General features: G+C 67.4%; 13 protein-coding genes. 4 read left to right on the forward strand and 9 right to left on the reverse strand.

The window, feature by feature from the left end:
• Positions 1 to 232: 232 nt before the first annotated feature.
• The 5 genes from ACP16H_RS21045 to ACP16H_RS21065 all read right to left on the reverse strand — a co-directional run bounded on the left by ACP16H_RS21045 (position 233) and on the right by ACP16H_RS21065 (position 4334).
• Positions 233 to 637: a hypothetical protein gene (locus tag ACP16H_RS21045; protein WP_425074202.1), complete on the reverse strand. Its 405-nt coding sequence runs from the start codon at positions 635 to 637 to the stop codon at positions 233 to 235.
• 38 nt (positions 638 to 675) lie between these two features.
• The gene (locus ACP16H_RS21050; protein WP_425074203.1) at positions 676 to 1806 is read right to left on the reverse strand and encodes a saccharopine dehydrogenase family protein; all 1131 of its coding nucleotides are present in this window, start codon (positions 1804 to 1806) and stop codon (positions 676 to 678) included.
• On the reverse strand, positions 1803 to 2867 hold the full coding sequence (locus ACP16H_RS21055; protein WP_425074204.1) for a saccharopine dehydrogenase: 1065 nt from the start codon (positions 2865 to 2867) through the stop codon (positions 1803 to 1805). The genes ACP16H_RS21050 and ACP16H_RS21055 overlap by 4 nt, the downstream gene beginning before the upstream one ends.
• 111 nt (positions 2868 to 2978) lie before the next feature.
• On the reverse strand, positions 2979 to 3638 hold the full coding sequence (locus tag ACP16H_RS21060; RefSeq protein WP_425074205.1) for a histidine phosphatase family protein: 660 nt from the start codon (positions 3636 to 3638) through the stop codon (positions 2979 to 2981).
• A gap of 66 nt (positions 3639 to 3704) precedes the next feature.
• Entirely contained in the window at positions 3705 to 4334 is a 630-nt protein-coding gene (locus ACP16H_RS21065) for a hypothetical protein (protein WP_425074206.1), read from the reverse strand.
• Positions 4335 to 4467: 133 nt separating this feature from the next.
• On the opposite strand from ACP16H_RS21065, the gene map (ACP16H_RS21070) reads away from it, so the two are divergent.
• Both map (ACP16H_RS21070) and ACP16H_RS21075 read left to right on the forward strand, forming a co-directional pair.
• Positions 4468 to 5277: a type I methionyl aminopeptidase gene (gene map / locus ACP16H_RS21070; protein WP_425074207.1), complete on the forward strand. Its 810-nt coding sequence runs from the start codon at positions 4468 to 4470 to the stop codon at positions 5275 to 5277.
• A gap of 88 nt (positions 5278 to 5365) precedes the next feature.
• A complete protein-coding gene (locus ACP16H_RS21075; RefSeq protein ID WP_425074208.1) occupies positions 5366 to 7000 on the forward strand; it encodes a metallophosphoesterase in 1635 nt (544 codons plus the stop codon).
• A 167-nt stretch (positions 7001 to 7167) separates the two neighbouring features.
• On the opposite strand, the gene ACP16H_RS21080 is transcribed toward ACP16H_RS21075, so the two are convergent.
• A complete protein-coding gene (locus tag ACP16H_RS21080) occupies positions 7168 to 7821 on the reverse strand; it encodes a nitroreductase (protein ID WP_425074209.1) in 654 nt (217 codons plus the stop codon).
• 14 nt (positions 7822 to 7835) lie between these two features.
• Positions 7836 to 8912, reverse strand: coding sequence for a CaiB/BaiF CoA transferase family protein (locus ACP16H_RS21085; protein WP_425074210.1), 1077 nt, complete (start codon positions 8910 to 8912; stop codon positions 7836 to 7838).
• Positions 8913 to 9062: 150 nt separating this feature from the next.
• On the opposite strand from ACP16H_RS21085, the gene ACP16H_RS21090 reads away from it, so the two are divergent.
• Both ACP16H_RS21090 and map (ACP16H_RS21095) read left to right on the forward strand, forming a co-directional pair.
• Positions 9063 to 11486 carry a ligase-associated DNA damage response DEXH box helicase gene (locus tag ACP16H_RS21090; RefSeq protein WP_425074236.1) on the forward strand — a complete coding sequence of 808 codons (2424 nt, stop codon included), beginning with the start codon at positions 9063 to 9065 and terminating at the stop codon, positions 11484 to 11486.
• Positions 11483 to 12229 carry a type I methionyl aminopeptidase gene (map, locus tag ACP16H_RS21095; protein ID WP_425074211.1) on the forward strand — a complete coding sequence of 249 codons (747 nt, stop codon included), beginning with the start codon at positions 11483 to 11485 and terminating at the stop codon, positions 12227 to 12229. Before ACP16H_RS21090 ends, map (ACP16H_RS21095) begins: the two co-directional genes overlap by 4 nt.
• A 6-nt stretch (positions 12230 to 12235) precedes the next feature.
• Here map (ACP16H_RS21095) and ACP16H_RS21100 read toward each other — a convergent pair whose 3' ends face one another.
• Both ACP16H_RS21100 and ACP16H_RS21105 read right to left on the reverse strand, forming a co-directional pair.
• Positions 12236 to 12640, reverse strand: a complete 405-nt coding sequence (locus ACP16H_RS21100; protein ID WP_425074212.1) for a response regulator — start codon at positions 12638 to 12640, stop codon at positions 12236 to 12238.
• Positions 12637 to 14094 (reverse strand): sensor histidine kinase, encoded by a 1458-nt coding sequence (locus tag ACP16H_RS21105; RefSeq protein WP_425074213.1) that lies wholly within the window; start codon positions 14092 to 14094, stop codon positions 12637 to 12639. Before ACP16H_RS21105 ends, ACP16H_RS21100 begins: the two co-directional genes overlap by 4 nt.
• Between the last annotated feature and the right edge of the window lie 80 nt (positions 14095 to 14174).

The following is a 14174-nucleotide window of genomic DNA, read 5'->3' on the forward strand; positions in this document are numbered from 1 at the left end:
GGCGTTGGCCCAGCGGCTTTTCCCCTGCGCGGCGATCAGGCCACCGGCGCTCGGCTGCGCCTCGCGCCGCCGGGGGCTCTGCCCCCGAAACCCCCGAGGGTATTTTCGTCAAGATGAAGATGAAGGACCGCCCCTGCCCTTCATCTTGATCCAAATACCCTCGGGAGCGCGAGGGCAGAGCCCTCGCAGCCACCTTTCAGGCAGCGCAATGTCCTGTGTGGATCGGACCGCGTCAGTCGGCAGGCGTGGCACAGACTTCCAGCGCGCCGTGGTTGTCCACGAGCCCGGCGTCCGGCTCGTTGATACGGAAACGAACCTGCGCACCGTCCATGCGAAAAGCACCAGCCTCGTCGAGCATGGTCTTGAACAGCGCCCAGCTGCCTTGCTGCGCCGTCGTACCCGCCGACAGGTCGAAGATCAGCGCACCGTGAGCGGCGCTGTCCTCGACCAACGGGCCGTCGCCCCCGAGGTGCCCCGGGGCGCCGACCGGATCGAGCACGCCGTGGGAGGCCGTCCAGGCCCCGGACACCCGGACGCCCCGGTACATCCGACCGGCGACGAAGGGTGCCTGCTGCCAGCCCTGTGTGGCCAACACCCTGGCACAATCCTCCGGCTGCTCCTGTGCTGCGACGACCATGGGCGCGAGTCCAACAATGGCAGCCAGCGCAAGCACCTTCATGCCAGGTGATCCACGACCAGCAGGTGTTGCGCCAGGGTATGCACGCCATCGAGCCAGCGGTTCACCAGCCTCGGGTCCGAGGGCGCGGCGCTGACGCCGGCGGGGACTTCGCGGTTCAGGACGGACTCCACGGCCCAGCTGACCGGGGTCGAGACCAGCCGCGCCATGGCCGAGCCGCGCGCGTCGCCCCAGGCGTCCATCACCCAGGTCTTGTGGTAGACCGGCGTCCCCTCGTGTTCGGCCTTCAGGTCGACGCAGAGGACGACGCGGTCGGCTTCACCTTCCTCGTAGGCGTTTTCCGCCAGCAGGCGGTCGGCGATCTCTGCCAGCCGGTCGTCGGAGGCCTGCGGGGCGACCTTGAAGATGTCGGCCCAGGCCTCGGCCCAGCCGTTCAGGCGCAGGGTGCCGCGCACGAAGTCCTTCACTTTCCAGTCGGGGCCAAAGCCGTAGTCCGCCATGAAGGGCAGCGAGTCGCGGTTGGGGTAGACCTCGAAGCTCTCGGGCGTCGGCAGGGGCGCATCGTAGCGGGTCAGCGCCTCCCATGGGTGGGCGACCTCGAGTTCGGTGTAGTGGCGGATCGAGCGCGACGGCGAGCGCAGCGCCTTCAGCACGCCGACCGGGGCCCAGCTGAACTTGTACCGAAAGGCATTGGCCTGTTTCGGCACGCCGCCGCAGTAGGACAGGAAGGACAGGGCGTTGCCCTTGTCGAAGGCTTTCGACGCCTTGTAATCGGCCACCAGCCAATGCGCCATGAGGTGATCGAGCCCGGGGTCGAGGCCCACCTCGTTCACCAGCCGCAGGTCGGCCTGTTTGGCGCGGGCGTCCAGCGCGCGCATCTCGGGCGAGATGTAGGAGGAGGAGACGAAGTCCGCGCCCTTTTCAAGCGCCAGTTCCGCCAGCGGCACATGGTGGTCGGCGGGCAGCATGGAGACGATGACGTCGCCCTTGGTCACCGCCGCGGCGAGGCTGGCCATGTCGAAGGGGCGGATGTCCTGCGTCAGGTCTCCGACCGCCTTTTGCGCCTTGGCGACCGTGCGGTTCCAGACGGTGACGGGCGTGCCGCTTTCGATCAGGCGGCGCAGGCCGGGGATGGTGGAAAGGCCGGTGCCGCACCAGTGGACCGTCATCGGGAAGTCTCCTTTGCGTGGTGGTCGAAGGTTGCCCGGGCGCGGCCCCAGACGCCCGCGTCCATCGCGTCGAGGGTGGCGAGATGGGGCAGGAGTTGCGCCGCGAAGTCCTGCGAGCTTTCGAGCGGCAGGAGAGAGGGCAGATTGTCGATGGCCATGACGTCCAGCGGGGGCGTGTCGTGGACGCGGGTGACGGGCGCGGCCCAGCTGGTGGCGGCGTCGTAGACCGGGACCGGGTTGTAGGCGCTGGTGGGATCGCAGGCGATGTCACCGATGACGCGCAAGGCGCGGTCGCGGCTGCCTGCGTCGGCGGGCACGAACTGCGGCACGCCGGGCATGGCGAGGATGCAGTTGAAGAAGACCTCATGCGCCAGCACCTCGGGGAAGGGTCCGCCGTGGGCGGTTTCCGCCATGTCCCATTGGGTGACCTTCAGGTCCAGTTCCTCGCAGAGCGCGCGCGCGCCCGATCCGACGCGGCCCAGCGCGCCGATGACGAGGGCGCGGGGCGTGGCGCCGTTCAGGGCGGTGGCGACCTCGGCGCGCATGGCCTCGGCGTTTTTCCAAGTCGAGACCGGCGGGCAGGTCTCGCCCCGGTCTTGCGCGGCATAGGCCAAAAGCGACACCGCCGCCCCGGCGTAGCCCGCCCAGTAGCCAAAGGCCGCGACGCGGCGGTTGTCCTTGTCCACGAGGTATTCGAGGTCATAAAGCGCGCCGCCCCCGCGCGTGAACCGCGACAGGAAGGCCCCTGCCCCCGACTGCCCCTTGAAGGCATGGCCGAACATGATGTGGCGGTGATGCAGGGGGGCATCGCCCTCTGGCAGTTCCTTCAGGCCAAAGATCAGCGCATCGCGCGGCGCATCGGGCCAGGACCCTTCGGGCGCGATCTCGGCCCCGGCCTCGGCATAGGCCCCGGTCGGCAGGACGCGCGTCGCGCTGTCCTCGATGGTCACGCGGAGCCCCTTGTCCAGCAGGGACTTCACCCCCTCGGGCGTGATGCCCACGCGTTCCTCGTTGGCGCGCTGTTCGGCGCGTATCCAGAGATGGGTCGCCTGTTCTGTCACCGCGTGGCCTCCGTCGTTCCCATGGATCGTTTGATCAAATCCGTGGGCGCAGGAAACCCCCGGGCGCGGCGAGGTGCAACCCGGTTTCCGACATCGGGATGCCAAACGGGCTCAAAGATGCGAGCGGGCGAACTGGCGCTCCGGGCTGTCCAGATGCGGCAGCGCGTTGAACTGGGTCAGCAGCAGGCCCGAGGACAGCGGCTGGATGCGGTGCAGCGAGGTGTTCTCGATCGCCAGACAGGCATGGGCCAGCGCGTCCAGATCGAGGCGCATCACCAGCCGCATCGCCATGCCGATCAGCCCGCCGGAGGTGACCACCAGCGCGCGCCCCTCGCCCGCCGCGATCTCGTGCAGGGCCTCGCCGACGCGGGTTTCGAAATCGGCAAAGCTTTCGGGCGCGCCCTCGATCTGCCCGTCGCGCCAGAGCGCGAACATCTGCGGCAGGTGGCGCACGAATGCCTCGCGCCCCTCGGGGATCGGCAGACCGTGCTGCTCCTCGGTCAGCTGGGCCATGGTGAAATAGGCCATCTCGTTCAGGCGTTCGTCGCGGATCGGTCCTTCGACGTTCTCGGCGGCGATGGCCTCGGCGGTTTCGACGTGGCGGCGCAGGGTGCCGGTGTAGACGCGGGCAAAGACGTCACCGGTCTGGCGGAACCAGTCGCCCAGCCAGCGCGCCTGCTGCCAGCCCAGCTCGCTCAGCTTGTCATAGCCGTGCTCGTCGCGGGCGGCAGAGTTGGCCTGACCGTGGCGGACGAGGGTGACGTAGGACATGCGGCGCTCCTTCTGTTTGGCGGTGGCGTAGCGCGCCACGCCGGGAAGGGAAAGCCGCCTTTGCCGTCAATCCGGCGCGTTCACGGAGATTTCCGCATCGTAACGGCGCAGGCTGACCTGCCGGTCGGGCGAGGGGTCCGCCTGATAGTGCGCGACGCTGTCATATGTGTCCCAGCGGGCGACCTGCCCCGTCTCGGGGTCGATATAGACCGTGTTCATGCCGCCGAACCACGCGCCGCCCACGGCCTCGTTAGGATCGGTCTTTGTGAAGAACTCCAGCTTCTCGTGCGGCACGCCGTCGAGGTCCACCACTCCGGCGCAGTCCACCCGGTCAAGGTTCGCCACCTTCTGCGCCGTCTGGGTGCGGACGAAACCCTCGTGGTCGGCGGGCACCATGTTCGGCGCGGCGGTCCATGGCCCGTCCAGCGACGGCCCCATCCAGCTGTCATTGCCCACGATCAGCGCCATGGTGCCCCCGTCGATGCCGCCAACCATCCTGACCGGGGTTTCGATCCGCCCGTGATAGACGTATCTGACCACACCATCCGGCCCGTAAGTCGTGGTCTCCAACGCATGGGGCGGCGTGGCAAAGGGGTCGAGCGCGCCGCCGTCGAACAGCGCCGCGACATGGTCGCGGCAATCGTCGGCCAGACCCGGCGCAGGCAACAGGACAAGGATCATGCAAAGACGTTTCATCGGGCGACATCCTGTCAGGAACACTGCCGCCAGCGTAGACGCGCCCTCCTCCGCTTGCCAAGCGCGGTCTGGTATCTCGTGGCGAAACCTCCTAAATCAGGCCAAAGCACTGTATCGGAGCAGGAGATCACCGTTGAACCAGGAGCACGCAGGCCGCATCACCCGTGAAGGAATCCGCATCCACGAGGACGCGGACTTTGCCGGAATGCATGCAGCGGGCAAGATCGCCGCGCAGATCCTCGACGAGGTGGCGGACCTGGTGGACGTGGGCAAGACCACGGCCGAGCTGGATGACTTCATCCGCAACCGCGTCGTGGAACTGGGAACCATTTCGGCCACCATCGGCTACAAGGGCTATCAGCACGCCTCCTGCATCTCGGTGAACCACGTGGTCTGTCACGGCATCCCCGGCGACAAGGTCCTGAAGGACGGCGACATCCTGAACATCGACGTGACGGTGATCCTCGACGGCTGGTTCGGGGATTCATCGCGGATGTACGTGGCCGGGAAACTGCCGCGAAAGGCCGAACGCCTGATCCAGGTGACCCATGACAGCCTGATGCGCGGGATCGACGCCGTGAAGCCCGGCAACACCTTTGGCGACATCGGCCACGCGATCCAAAGCTACGTCGAAGGCCACCGCATGTCGGTGGTGCGCGACTTCTGCGGGCACGGTCTGGGCCGCGTGTTCCACGCCCCGCCGAACGTGCTGCACTATGGCCGCGCAGGCACCGGCCCGGTGCTGGAGGAAGGCATGTTCTTCACCATCGAGCCCATGGTGAACCTCGGCCGCCCGGAAACCAAGGTGCTGGCCGACGACTGGACCGCCGTGACGCGGGACAAGTCGCTTTCGGCACAGTTCGAGCATTCCATCGGCGTGACGGCGGATGGCTGCGAGATCTTCACCCTCTCGCCCGCCGGACGGTTCCACCCGACCTATTGAGCGGGCCTTTCCGACATTTTGATTGACAGAGCGGGCCGCAACTCTCCCCATGGATGCATTCAGCATTCGATTTTCAGGGGGACGTTTCATGGGCCAGTGGCGCCAATCGTTCAAAGTCAGGTCTGTTTCATTTCTCGCGGCGTTGTTCTGCGCAGGCAGCGCAGGGGCGGAGAGCGCCCCGGTCTACGCCGCGTGGAGCCAGGTGATCGGTGAAACCGTGGCCGCCGCCAGCGCCCCCGCCAAGGTCGAAATGCGTTTTGTCATCGACGCGAAAGCCGCGTCGACACCCGACCGGGACACGGCCTGCGGCGCGTTCCTCGTCGCCGAACCGGGGCTGGATGCCAGCGACGTCATGTCCAAGGGGCGCACGCCCGTGGCGCGCAAGCAGACTTTTAAAGACATCTTCGTCTGCCGGGCCGAGGCACCCGAAGCGCAGGTCCAGCTGTATGACACCACGGGCGTGGCGGTGGTGCTGACCTCGCAGATGAACCTCGACAATGACAAGGTCGAGGACGGCCCCTGGCAACCGGGGCCGTCGAATGGCGTGGCCGTGGTCGTTGCCGGGGCCGCGTGGATCGGGCGCGATGCGACGTTCAAGCTCCTGACCTTGGGCGACACCGGCTGTCGCGGCGGCAGGCACCAGAACTGCGGCCACTGGCGCGGCAAAGACGGCTGGCCCCTGCCCCAAATCGCCAGCGTCGGCGCAGAGCAGGCACCGGACCTGGTGATCCACGTGGGCGACTTCCGCTACTTCCACGAAAACGCGCTGCGGCAGGACAGCTGGGCGCTCTGGCAGAAGGACTTCTTTCCGGTCGCGCAACCGCTGCTGCTCGCCGCGCCCTGGGCCATGGCGCGCGGCAACCACGAGGGCTGTAGCTATGCCTCGCTGGCCTTTGGTGCGGGGTACTTCCAGTTCTTCGGGCAAAGCGATGACATCGACTGCGACGATCTGGGCACCACCGCGCCTCCGGGCGAGACCGCGATCTACCGCGCCCCGTGGTACTTCGACGTGATGCCCGCCGGCGGTACGCCCGAGGACGCCCACCGCTTTGTCATCATCGACGCCAACGATTACGAAGGGGCGGTGGGCGTCAAGACTGCCCAGGCCGAAGCCCATTTCAAAACCGCCATCAACATCAGCGCCGCCGGGCCAAAGTCCAGCTGGTGGGTCTGGCATTCTCCCGCCTTGCAGCGGATCACCTGGAAACAGCAGCCCTTCGGCGACCCTCTCCTGCGCCAAGCGCTGCTTGCCGCCGCCGGGATCGACAAGGCGGACGGACAGCGTTTCTGCTTGTCCGGAGAGGCCCCCAACTGTTCGCCATCGATGTTCCTGCTCGGCCACCAGCACCTGTATCAGGACGTGAGCTTCCCGAAGGATGGCAAGTGGATCTTTCCGCAAGCCACCATCGTCGGCCACGGCGGCGTGAACCTGCGCGACAGCAATCCGGGACCCGGCCACATAGAATACTGCGAGGAGGATGATTTCCCCCTCGGCGCCAACGGGGCACATGACGTGACGGGCAGGGTGAACACGGTGGTCGACCACGGCTTTGTGCTGTGGACCCGCAAGGCAGGGGCCAAACATGGCCAAACCGGCTGGGAGCCGCAGTATTCCTGGGTAAGCTCCTACGCGGAGACCGCTGACGGAAAGATCTCCGCCGCGCTGGGCGGCCTGCCCCAGGCGGCGCCCGAACAACCGAAGTCCTGCATCGCGGCGCAATAACTCAGGGCAGCGGCACACATCACAGCCGACCGGGCGTTACAGGCGCGCGGTCCCGGCCTCGGACGGACGGAAACCGCCACCGCCCGCTGCTTCTTTGGTTTCCCAAATACCCTCGGGGGAGTCGCCGCAGGCGACGGGGGCAGAGCCCCCTTCACCGCCCGCCCTTTTCAGCGCCAGCGCACGACCTCCTCCAAGGCCGCCCGCTCCGTACGGAACCCGTTCGCGGGATGCGCCATGTCCTTGTGCCCGATGGCAATGCCACACAGCACGTCCCTGTCCTCGGCCACGTCGAACCAATCCCGCATGAAGGGCGCGAACCCGGCGACCGATGCCATGGCCACCGCCCCCAGCCCGCGCGCCTCGAGCCCCAGCAACACGGCCGTCACGTAGGCGCCGCAATCCAGCACACCATAGGCCCCCAGCACCTTGGGCGTCGTTACCAGCAAAAACGCCTGCGCCCCGAACAGCCGGAAATTCTCGCGCATCTGCCGGGCCGACCCTTCGCGGTCGCCCTTCTGCACCCCGACAGCCTCGTACAACTGCCGGCCACAGGTCCGTCGCCGCGCCTGCTGCGGCCCTTCCCATGCCTTCGGAAACGCGATGTCCGAGGCGTGCGGCGCGGTCTTCGTATGCTCGTACAAAGCCAAAGCCAGCGCCCGCGTCGCCTCCTGCCCGCAGGCGTGCACCTCCCAGGGCTGCGAGTTGCACCAGGATGGCACATGCTGCGCATCCTGCAACGCGCCTTCGATCACGGCCCGCTCGACTGCCTGGTCGGTAAACCCACGGCACGACATGCGCGCCCGCAGCAAATCCCCGAACATCTCTGCCTCGCTCGTCACAACAGCCCCTCTCGTTGCAATTCGGCGCGGATCTCCGGCCCATCCGCATTGCGCCGGGGGATCGGCCCCGGCTCCGTCACCACGCCATCGAACCGGGGCGCGGCCACCGGTGCGCCCGCGCCCCATGTCCCGCGCGCCGTCATATGCGCGTCGGTCATGGCCTCCGCCGGGCTCAGGACCGGCGCCACGCAAGCGTCCGATCCCGCGAACAGCGCTTCCCACCGGGCGCGCGATTTTTCCGCGAAAAATCGGGCCAGCGCGGCGGTCTGGGCGGGCCATTGCGCCGGGTCGTATTGCTGCGCGAACAGAGGGTCTTCCGCCAGACCCATCCGCTCCAGAAAGACCGCGTAGAACTTCGGTTCTAGGCATTGCACCGCCACGGACCCGCCGCAGGCACATTCGTAACACCGCGACCAATGCGGCCCGTCCAGCAGCGACTGGCCCCGCGCCATGCGCGAGAACTGCGGCCCCATGGACAGAAGCAGGCTCATCATGTGGCTCGCTCCGTCGACGATGGCCGCGTCCACCACGCAGCCCTTGCCGGTCTGGCGCGCCCGCAGCACACCGCTCAACACCCCGATGGTCAGGTAAAGCGCCCCTCCCCCGATGTCGCCCAGCAGGGTCGGCGGCACACCGGGCGCCGCTCCCGGCAGACCGCCGTAGAACAGCGCCCCGCTCAGCCCGAGGTAGTTCAGATCGTGCCCGGCCTGATGCGCACGAGGCCCGGTCTGCCCCCAACCCGTCATGCGGCCATAGACCAGCGCGGGGTTCAGCGCGTGCGCCGCCTCCGGCCCCAGTCCCAGCCGCTCCATCACCCCGGGCCGGAACCCCTCCAACAGGGCATCCGACCGGGCGATCAGCGCCTTGGCGACCTCCAGATCCCCTGAATCCTTCAAATCCAGCACGATGGAGCGTTTGCCCCGGTCCAGCAGGTTCTCGCCCTGTTTCGCCGGATTGTCCGGCGCGGCGCGATGGATCACCGTCACCTCGGCGCCAAGGTCGGCAAGGTGCATGGCGGCGAAGGGCGCGGGGCCCAGCGCTTCGAATTCGAGGATTTTCAGACCGTTCAGCATGGCGTTACCTGAGCGTATCGCGGGGCCGAAGGAAAGGCCCTTCGTGCGCAGCGGCGCGCCCGGTCGGACGGTCGGATGCCTCCGGCGGGAGGTATTTTTGCCAAGAAGAAATCCCTGTCGCTTTGCCTGCCTCAGCCCTATCTCTGCATCATGACGTCTCTGCCTGCCCCCCTTCTGGACTGGTTTTCTGCCCGTGGCTGGCAGGTGCATCCGCATCAGCGCGCCATGCTGGAGCGGGCGGGCGCGCCGTCGCTGATGCTGATCGCGCCCACCGGGGGCGGCAAGACGCTCGCGGGGTTCCTGCCGACGCTGGCCGAGCTGACCGAGGCGCCGCGCGAGGGGCTGCACACCCTCTATATCTCGCCGCTCAAGGCGCTGGCCGCTGACATTCGCCGCAACCTGTTGATCCCCATCGAACAGGCGGGCCTGGCGATCCGGGTCGAGGACCGCACCGGCGATACACCCTCTTCGCGCAAGAAGCGTCAGCGCGCCGATCCGCCGAACATCCTGCTGACGACGCCGGAATCCCTGGCGCTGCTGACCTCCTACGAGGATGCCGCGCGCACCTTTGCCGGGATCGAGCGGGTCATCATCGACGAGATCCACGCGCTGGCGGAATCGAAGCGCGGCGACCAGTTGATGCTCGCCCTTGCGCGGCTTCAGACCCTCGCGCCGGACCTGCGCCGCGTCGGCCTGTCCGCCACGGTCGAGGACCCGCAGGCCATCGCGCGCCTCATGTCCTTTGGCGACACACCGACCGAGATCCTGCACGCCGATCCCGGCCCCGATCCCGACATCCGAATGCTGGAGACCGACAGCGCGCCGCCCTGGTCCGGCGGCGGCGCGGCCTACGCCATCCCCGCCGTTTTGGAGCAGGTCAAGCGGCACAGGACCACGCTCATCTTTCACAACACCCGCGCGCAGGCCGAGATCTTCTTTCACAACCTGTGGCTGGCGAACGAGGAGGCGCTGCCCATCGGGATCCACCACGGCTCGCTCGACCGCGCCCAGCGCGAGAAGGTCGAGGCGGCCATGGTCGCGGGCCAGTTGCGCGCCATCGTCTGTACCGGCTCGCTGGACCTGGGGATCGACTGGGGCGACGTGGACCTGGTGATCCAGATCGGCGCGCCGAAGAACGTGAAGCGGCTGGTGCAGCGCATCGGCCGCGCCAACCACCGCTACAATGCGCCGTCGAAGGCGCTGCTGGTGCCCGCCAACCGCTTTGAGGTCGTCGAATGCGTCGCGGCCCTGGAGGCGGTGAAGGCGCACGATCTCGACGGCGAGCCGCGCGGGCCGGGGCCGCGCGATGTGCTGTGCCAGCATATCCTGATTGCCGCGGCCTCGGGGCCGTTCGAGGCCGATGCGCTGTATGATGAAATGTCCTCTGCCGGGCCCTATCGCGGTCTGACGCGCGCGCAGTTCGACGCCTGCCTCGATTTCTGCGCCACCGGGGGCTATGCGCTTCGGGCCTATGACCAGTGGAAACGCCTGATGCAGCGCCCCGACGGGCTGTGGCAGTTGCGCGACCCCCGGTCCGCCGTGCGCATTCGCCAGAACGTCGGGACAATCCAGGACACCGACACGCTCAAGGTCCGCTGGAAGGGGCGCGGTGGCGCGCCGCTGGGCGAGATCGAGGAGGGCTTTGCCGCCTCCCTGTCAAAGGGCGACACCTTCCTCATCGGCGGGCAGATCGTGCGCTACGAGGGACTGCGCGAACTGACCGTCGAGGTCACGCGGGACGCGCATAAAAAGCCCAAGATCGCCACCTTCATGGGCACCAAGTTCGCCACCTCCACCCAGCTGTCCGAACGTATCCTGCGGCTGTTCCAGCAAGACGACTGGCCGCAGCTGCCCGGCCACACCGCCGACTGGCTGCGCCTGCAACGCGACCGTTCGCGCCTGCCGCAGCCGGGCCGCCTGCTGGTCGAGAGCTTTCCGCATGACGGGCGCGAACAGCTGGTCGTCTACGGGTTCGCCGGGCGCAACGCCATGCAAACGCTGGGCCTTTTGCTGACCAAACGCATGGAGGAGACCGGGCTGGCCCCCATGGGCTTTGTGGCAACCGACTACGCCACGCTGATCTGGGGGCTGGATGCCGTCACCGATCCGCGCCCGCTGTTCGACATTGCCGCGCTGGAGCACGGGCTGGACGGCTGGCTGGCGGGCAACGCGGTGATGAAACGCACCTTTCGCGCCTCCGCCACCATCGCAGGCCTGATCGAGCGCCAGGTCGGTGGCCAGCGCAAGACCGGGCGGCAGGCGACCATGTCCTCGGACATCCTGTATGACACGCTGTTGCGGTACGACCCCGACCACCTGCTGATGCAGATCACCCGCGAAGAAGCCATGCGCGGCCTTGTCGATTTCTCGCGCATCCGCGAGATGTGCGAACGGGTCGGCGACCGCATTGACCTGATACGCCTCGACCGGGTCACGCCTCTGGCCGCGCCGCTTTTCCTTGAACCGGGGCGCGTTCCGGTGAACGGTTCCGCCGAGGAACGCCTGCTCGAAGAAGAAGTCACCCGGCTGCTGAACGAAAGCGGCCTCGCCCAAGTCACGCTGGAGCCCACATGACCATCGACAACGACACGGACCTTGCGGGGCTGAAAGTCATCGGGCGCATCGTCGCCAATACCCTGCAAGTCATGCGGCAGGCCTGCGCGCCGGGCATGACCACCGCCGAACTGGACGCCATCGGGGCCGCGTACCTGGAGCGCCACGGCGCGGAGTCCGCGCCCCGGTCGGTCTATGATTTCCCCGGCGCCACCTGCATCAGCGTCAACGAAGAGGTCGCCCATGGCATCCCCGGCCCGCGCGTGATCGCGCCGGGGGACCTTGTGAACATCGACGTCTCGGCCTCGAAAGATGGCTATTTCGCCGATACCGGGGCGAGTTTCACCGTCGCCCCGCAGCAAGCCCTGCTCGACCGTCTGTGCCGCGACGGCGCGCGCGCCATGCAGATCGGCATCGCGCAGGTCGGCGCGGGCAAGCCGTTGTCAGGTATCGGCAACGCCATTGGCCGGTTCGCCCGTCAGCGCGGCTACACCCTGATCGAGAACCTCGCCAGCCACGGCGTCGGGCGGTCACTGCACGAGGACCCGACAGAGATCGCCACATGGCCCAACCGCGATCGCCGCCGCATCCATGACGGGCTGGTGCTGACGGTCGAACCCTTCCTGTCCACCGGCGCGCTCTGGGCCGAAACCGGGACGGACGGCTGGACCCTGACCGGCACCCCGCCCGCCCCCGCTGTTCAATTCGAACACACCGTCATCGCCACGCGCGGACGTGCCATCGTGGTGACGCTGCCGGGATGAGCGCCCTCATGCCGCGCCCATCAGGGACAGCATGACCTCGACGTCGTCGACCTTGATCGGTTTCTCGAAATAGCCCCGGACCAATGGCGTCTCTGCCGCGCGCTGCTTGTCCTTTGGCGCGCCGGAGGAAGAGACGATCACCACCACCACGTTCTCTGGCCAGCCGCTTTCGATCATCCTTGCGCGCAAGGCCTCGACCGTCTCGAAGCCGTCCATGAAGGGCATGGAGATATCCATCAACACCAGCGGCCCGGGCTCGTCCAGTTTCGGTTCGGCGTCGAACAGCTTGTCGAGGAAGATCCGCCCGTCCTCGGCTTCGTGCACGGCAGTGAACCGCCCGGTCTTGGCCAGACGCCGCCGCGCCGTGTAGCGGTCGACCTCGCGGTCATCCACGATATAGGCCTGTATCATTCCTGTTGCTCCTGATGCCCGGGCAGGCTGACGACGAACCGCGTCCCTTCGCCCAGTGTGCTGAAAACCGTTATTTCACCGCTCAATCGCTCGATATTCCGTTTGACGAGGTTCAGGCCGATCCCCGAACCACCCCGGTCGCCAAGTTGCTTGAACAGGCCAAAGACATCCGGCAGGAAGTCCGCCGGGATGCCGATGCCGTTGTCCGAAACCTCCAGTCGAAGCCCCCCACCGTCGAGCGCGCCTGACACCTGAACCGCCAGCCCTGCCTTGCCATGATCGCGGTACTTGACCGCGTTGGACAACAGGTTGCGCAAGATCCCACGCAGCGCCGGCGGCTCGGTCACGAAGCGCCCGATGCCAGCAAGGGCGATGGTGATCGTGGCCCCTGGCACACCCGTCCCGATGTCGGCCCAAAGCTGATCCACCATGGCCGCGACATCCGTTTCTTCCCAGACGATCTCCCGCTCGGGCGCGAGGCTCATGCGCAGAAGGTCCTCGATGTCCACCACGCTGCGCTCGGCAATCTCCTGCGTGCGCAGGAGGTTGTCGCGCACCTCGTCCATGTCCCCGGCATCGAGATCCTCGATGCACAGGGACACGAGCCCGGCGATGGACGACAAGGGCGCTTTCAGGTCATGACTGACCCCGCGGTTGAAATGGGACAGGTCGGCGTTCAGCCGTTCCAGTTCCAGCGCGCGGGCAGCCATGGCCTGCTCTGCCTCGATGCGCTCAGAGAGGTCCACGAGGGTGGCCACGACCCGTGGCGCGCCATCCAGATCCAGGCGGTTCAAGGCCACCTCAACCGCCACCGCGTGCCCGTCGCGGTGCTGAGCCGTGATGGTGCGGCCACGCGCCATGGCACGACTGTCCCCGAGGCTGGCGTAGCTGCGGCGATAGACCTGGTGCGCGCGCCGCAGGTCCGGGGCGATCAGCATCTCGACCGGTTGGCCCATCAGCTCCTGTGTCGTGTAGCCCAGCAGGTCGGTCACGGCGCGATTGACGAACTCGATCCGCCCCTCGTCGTCCACCACCAGCATGGTGCACGAAGCCGCATCCATGATCGCCCGTATACGCTCGCGGTTCTGCATCCCGGCGCGGGCGTCCAGCGCCGTGACGATGGTCATCGGCGCGCCGTTCACCGTGACCGGTTCCAGCGCCAGTTCCAGCGGCAGGACCTCCCCCGACGCGGTGATACCCGCCACGTTGCGCCCTGCGCCCATGCGCCGCTTGGCCGGAAGCACGGCATAGGCCGCGCGCAGCGACACGTGTTCGGCACGGAACCCTTCGGGCAGCAGGACCTCGATCGGTTGTCCGCTCAGCGCGCCATTGCCGTATCCGAACAGGTGGTCGAACTCGGTATTCGTCAGCCGGATGGTCCCCGCAGAGTCCGCCAGCAGCATGGCAATGGGCGTCACCCCAAAAGCCAGCTCGACCGAGTCGAGCGTCATCATTTGTGCGTCTTGATCACTGGATCAGCCTGATATTGAGACCCGCACAACCGTCCGGGTGAATTGGTGGCTTTGAAACTAAC

This window comes from Sagittula sp. S175 (assembly GCF_049800975.1).
Classification (GTDB): domain Bacteria; phylum Pseudomonadota; class Alphaproteobacteria; order Rhodobacterales; family Rhodobacteraceae; genus Sagittula.

Coding starts and splice junctions, on each gene's coding strand:
- ACP16H_RS21045 (WP_425074202.1), bottom strand. CDS start 637: ATGGTCGTCGCAGCACAGGAGCAGCCGGAGGATTGTGCCAGGGTGTTG.
- ACP16H_RS21050 (WP_425074203.1), bottom strand. CDS start 1,806: ATGACGGTCCACTGGTGCGGCACCGGCCTTTCCACCATCCCCGGCCTG.
- ACP16H_RS21060 (WP_425074205.1), bottom strand. CDS start 3,638: ATGTCCTACGTCACCCTCGTCCGCCACGGTCAGGCCAACTCTGCCGCC.
- ACP16H_RS21065 (WP_425074206.1), bottom strand. CDS start 4,334: ATGAAACGTCTTTGCATGATCCTTGTCCTGTTGCCTGCGCCGGGTCTG.
- ACP16H_RS21075 (WP_425074208.1), top strand. CDS start 5,366: ATGGGCCAGTGGCGCCAATCGTTCAAAGTCAGGTCTGTTTCATTTCTC.
- ACP16H_RS21080 (WP_425074209.1), bottom strand. CDS start 7,821: ATGTTCGGGGATTTGCTGCGGGCGCGCATGTCGTGCCGTGGGTTTACC.
- ACP16H_RS21085 (WP_425074210.1), bottom strand. CDS start 8,912: ATGCTGAACGGTCTGAAAATCCTCGAATTCGAAGCGCTGGGCCCCGCG.
- ACP16H_RS21090 (WP_425074236.1), top strand. CDS start 9,063: ATGACGTCTCTGCCTGCCCCCCTTCTGGACTGGTTTTCTGCCCGTGGC.
- map (WP_425074211.1), top strand. CDS start 11,483: ATGACCATCGACAACGACACGGACCTTGCGGGGCTGAAAGTCATCGGG.
- ACP16H_RS21100 (WP_425074212.1), bottom strand. CDS start 12,640: ATGATACAGGCCTATATCGTGGATGACCGCGAGGTCGACCGCTACACG.
- ACP16H_RS21105 (WP_425074213.1), bottom strand. CDS start 14,094: ATGATGACGCTCGACTCGGTCGAGCTGGCTTTTGGGGTGACGCCCATT.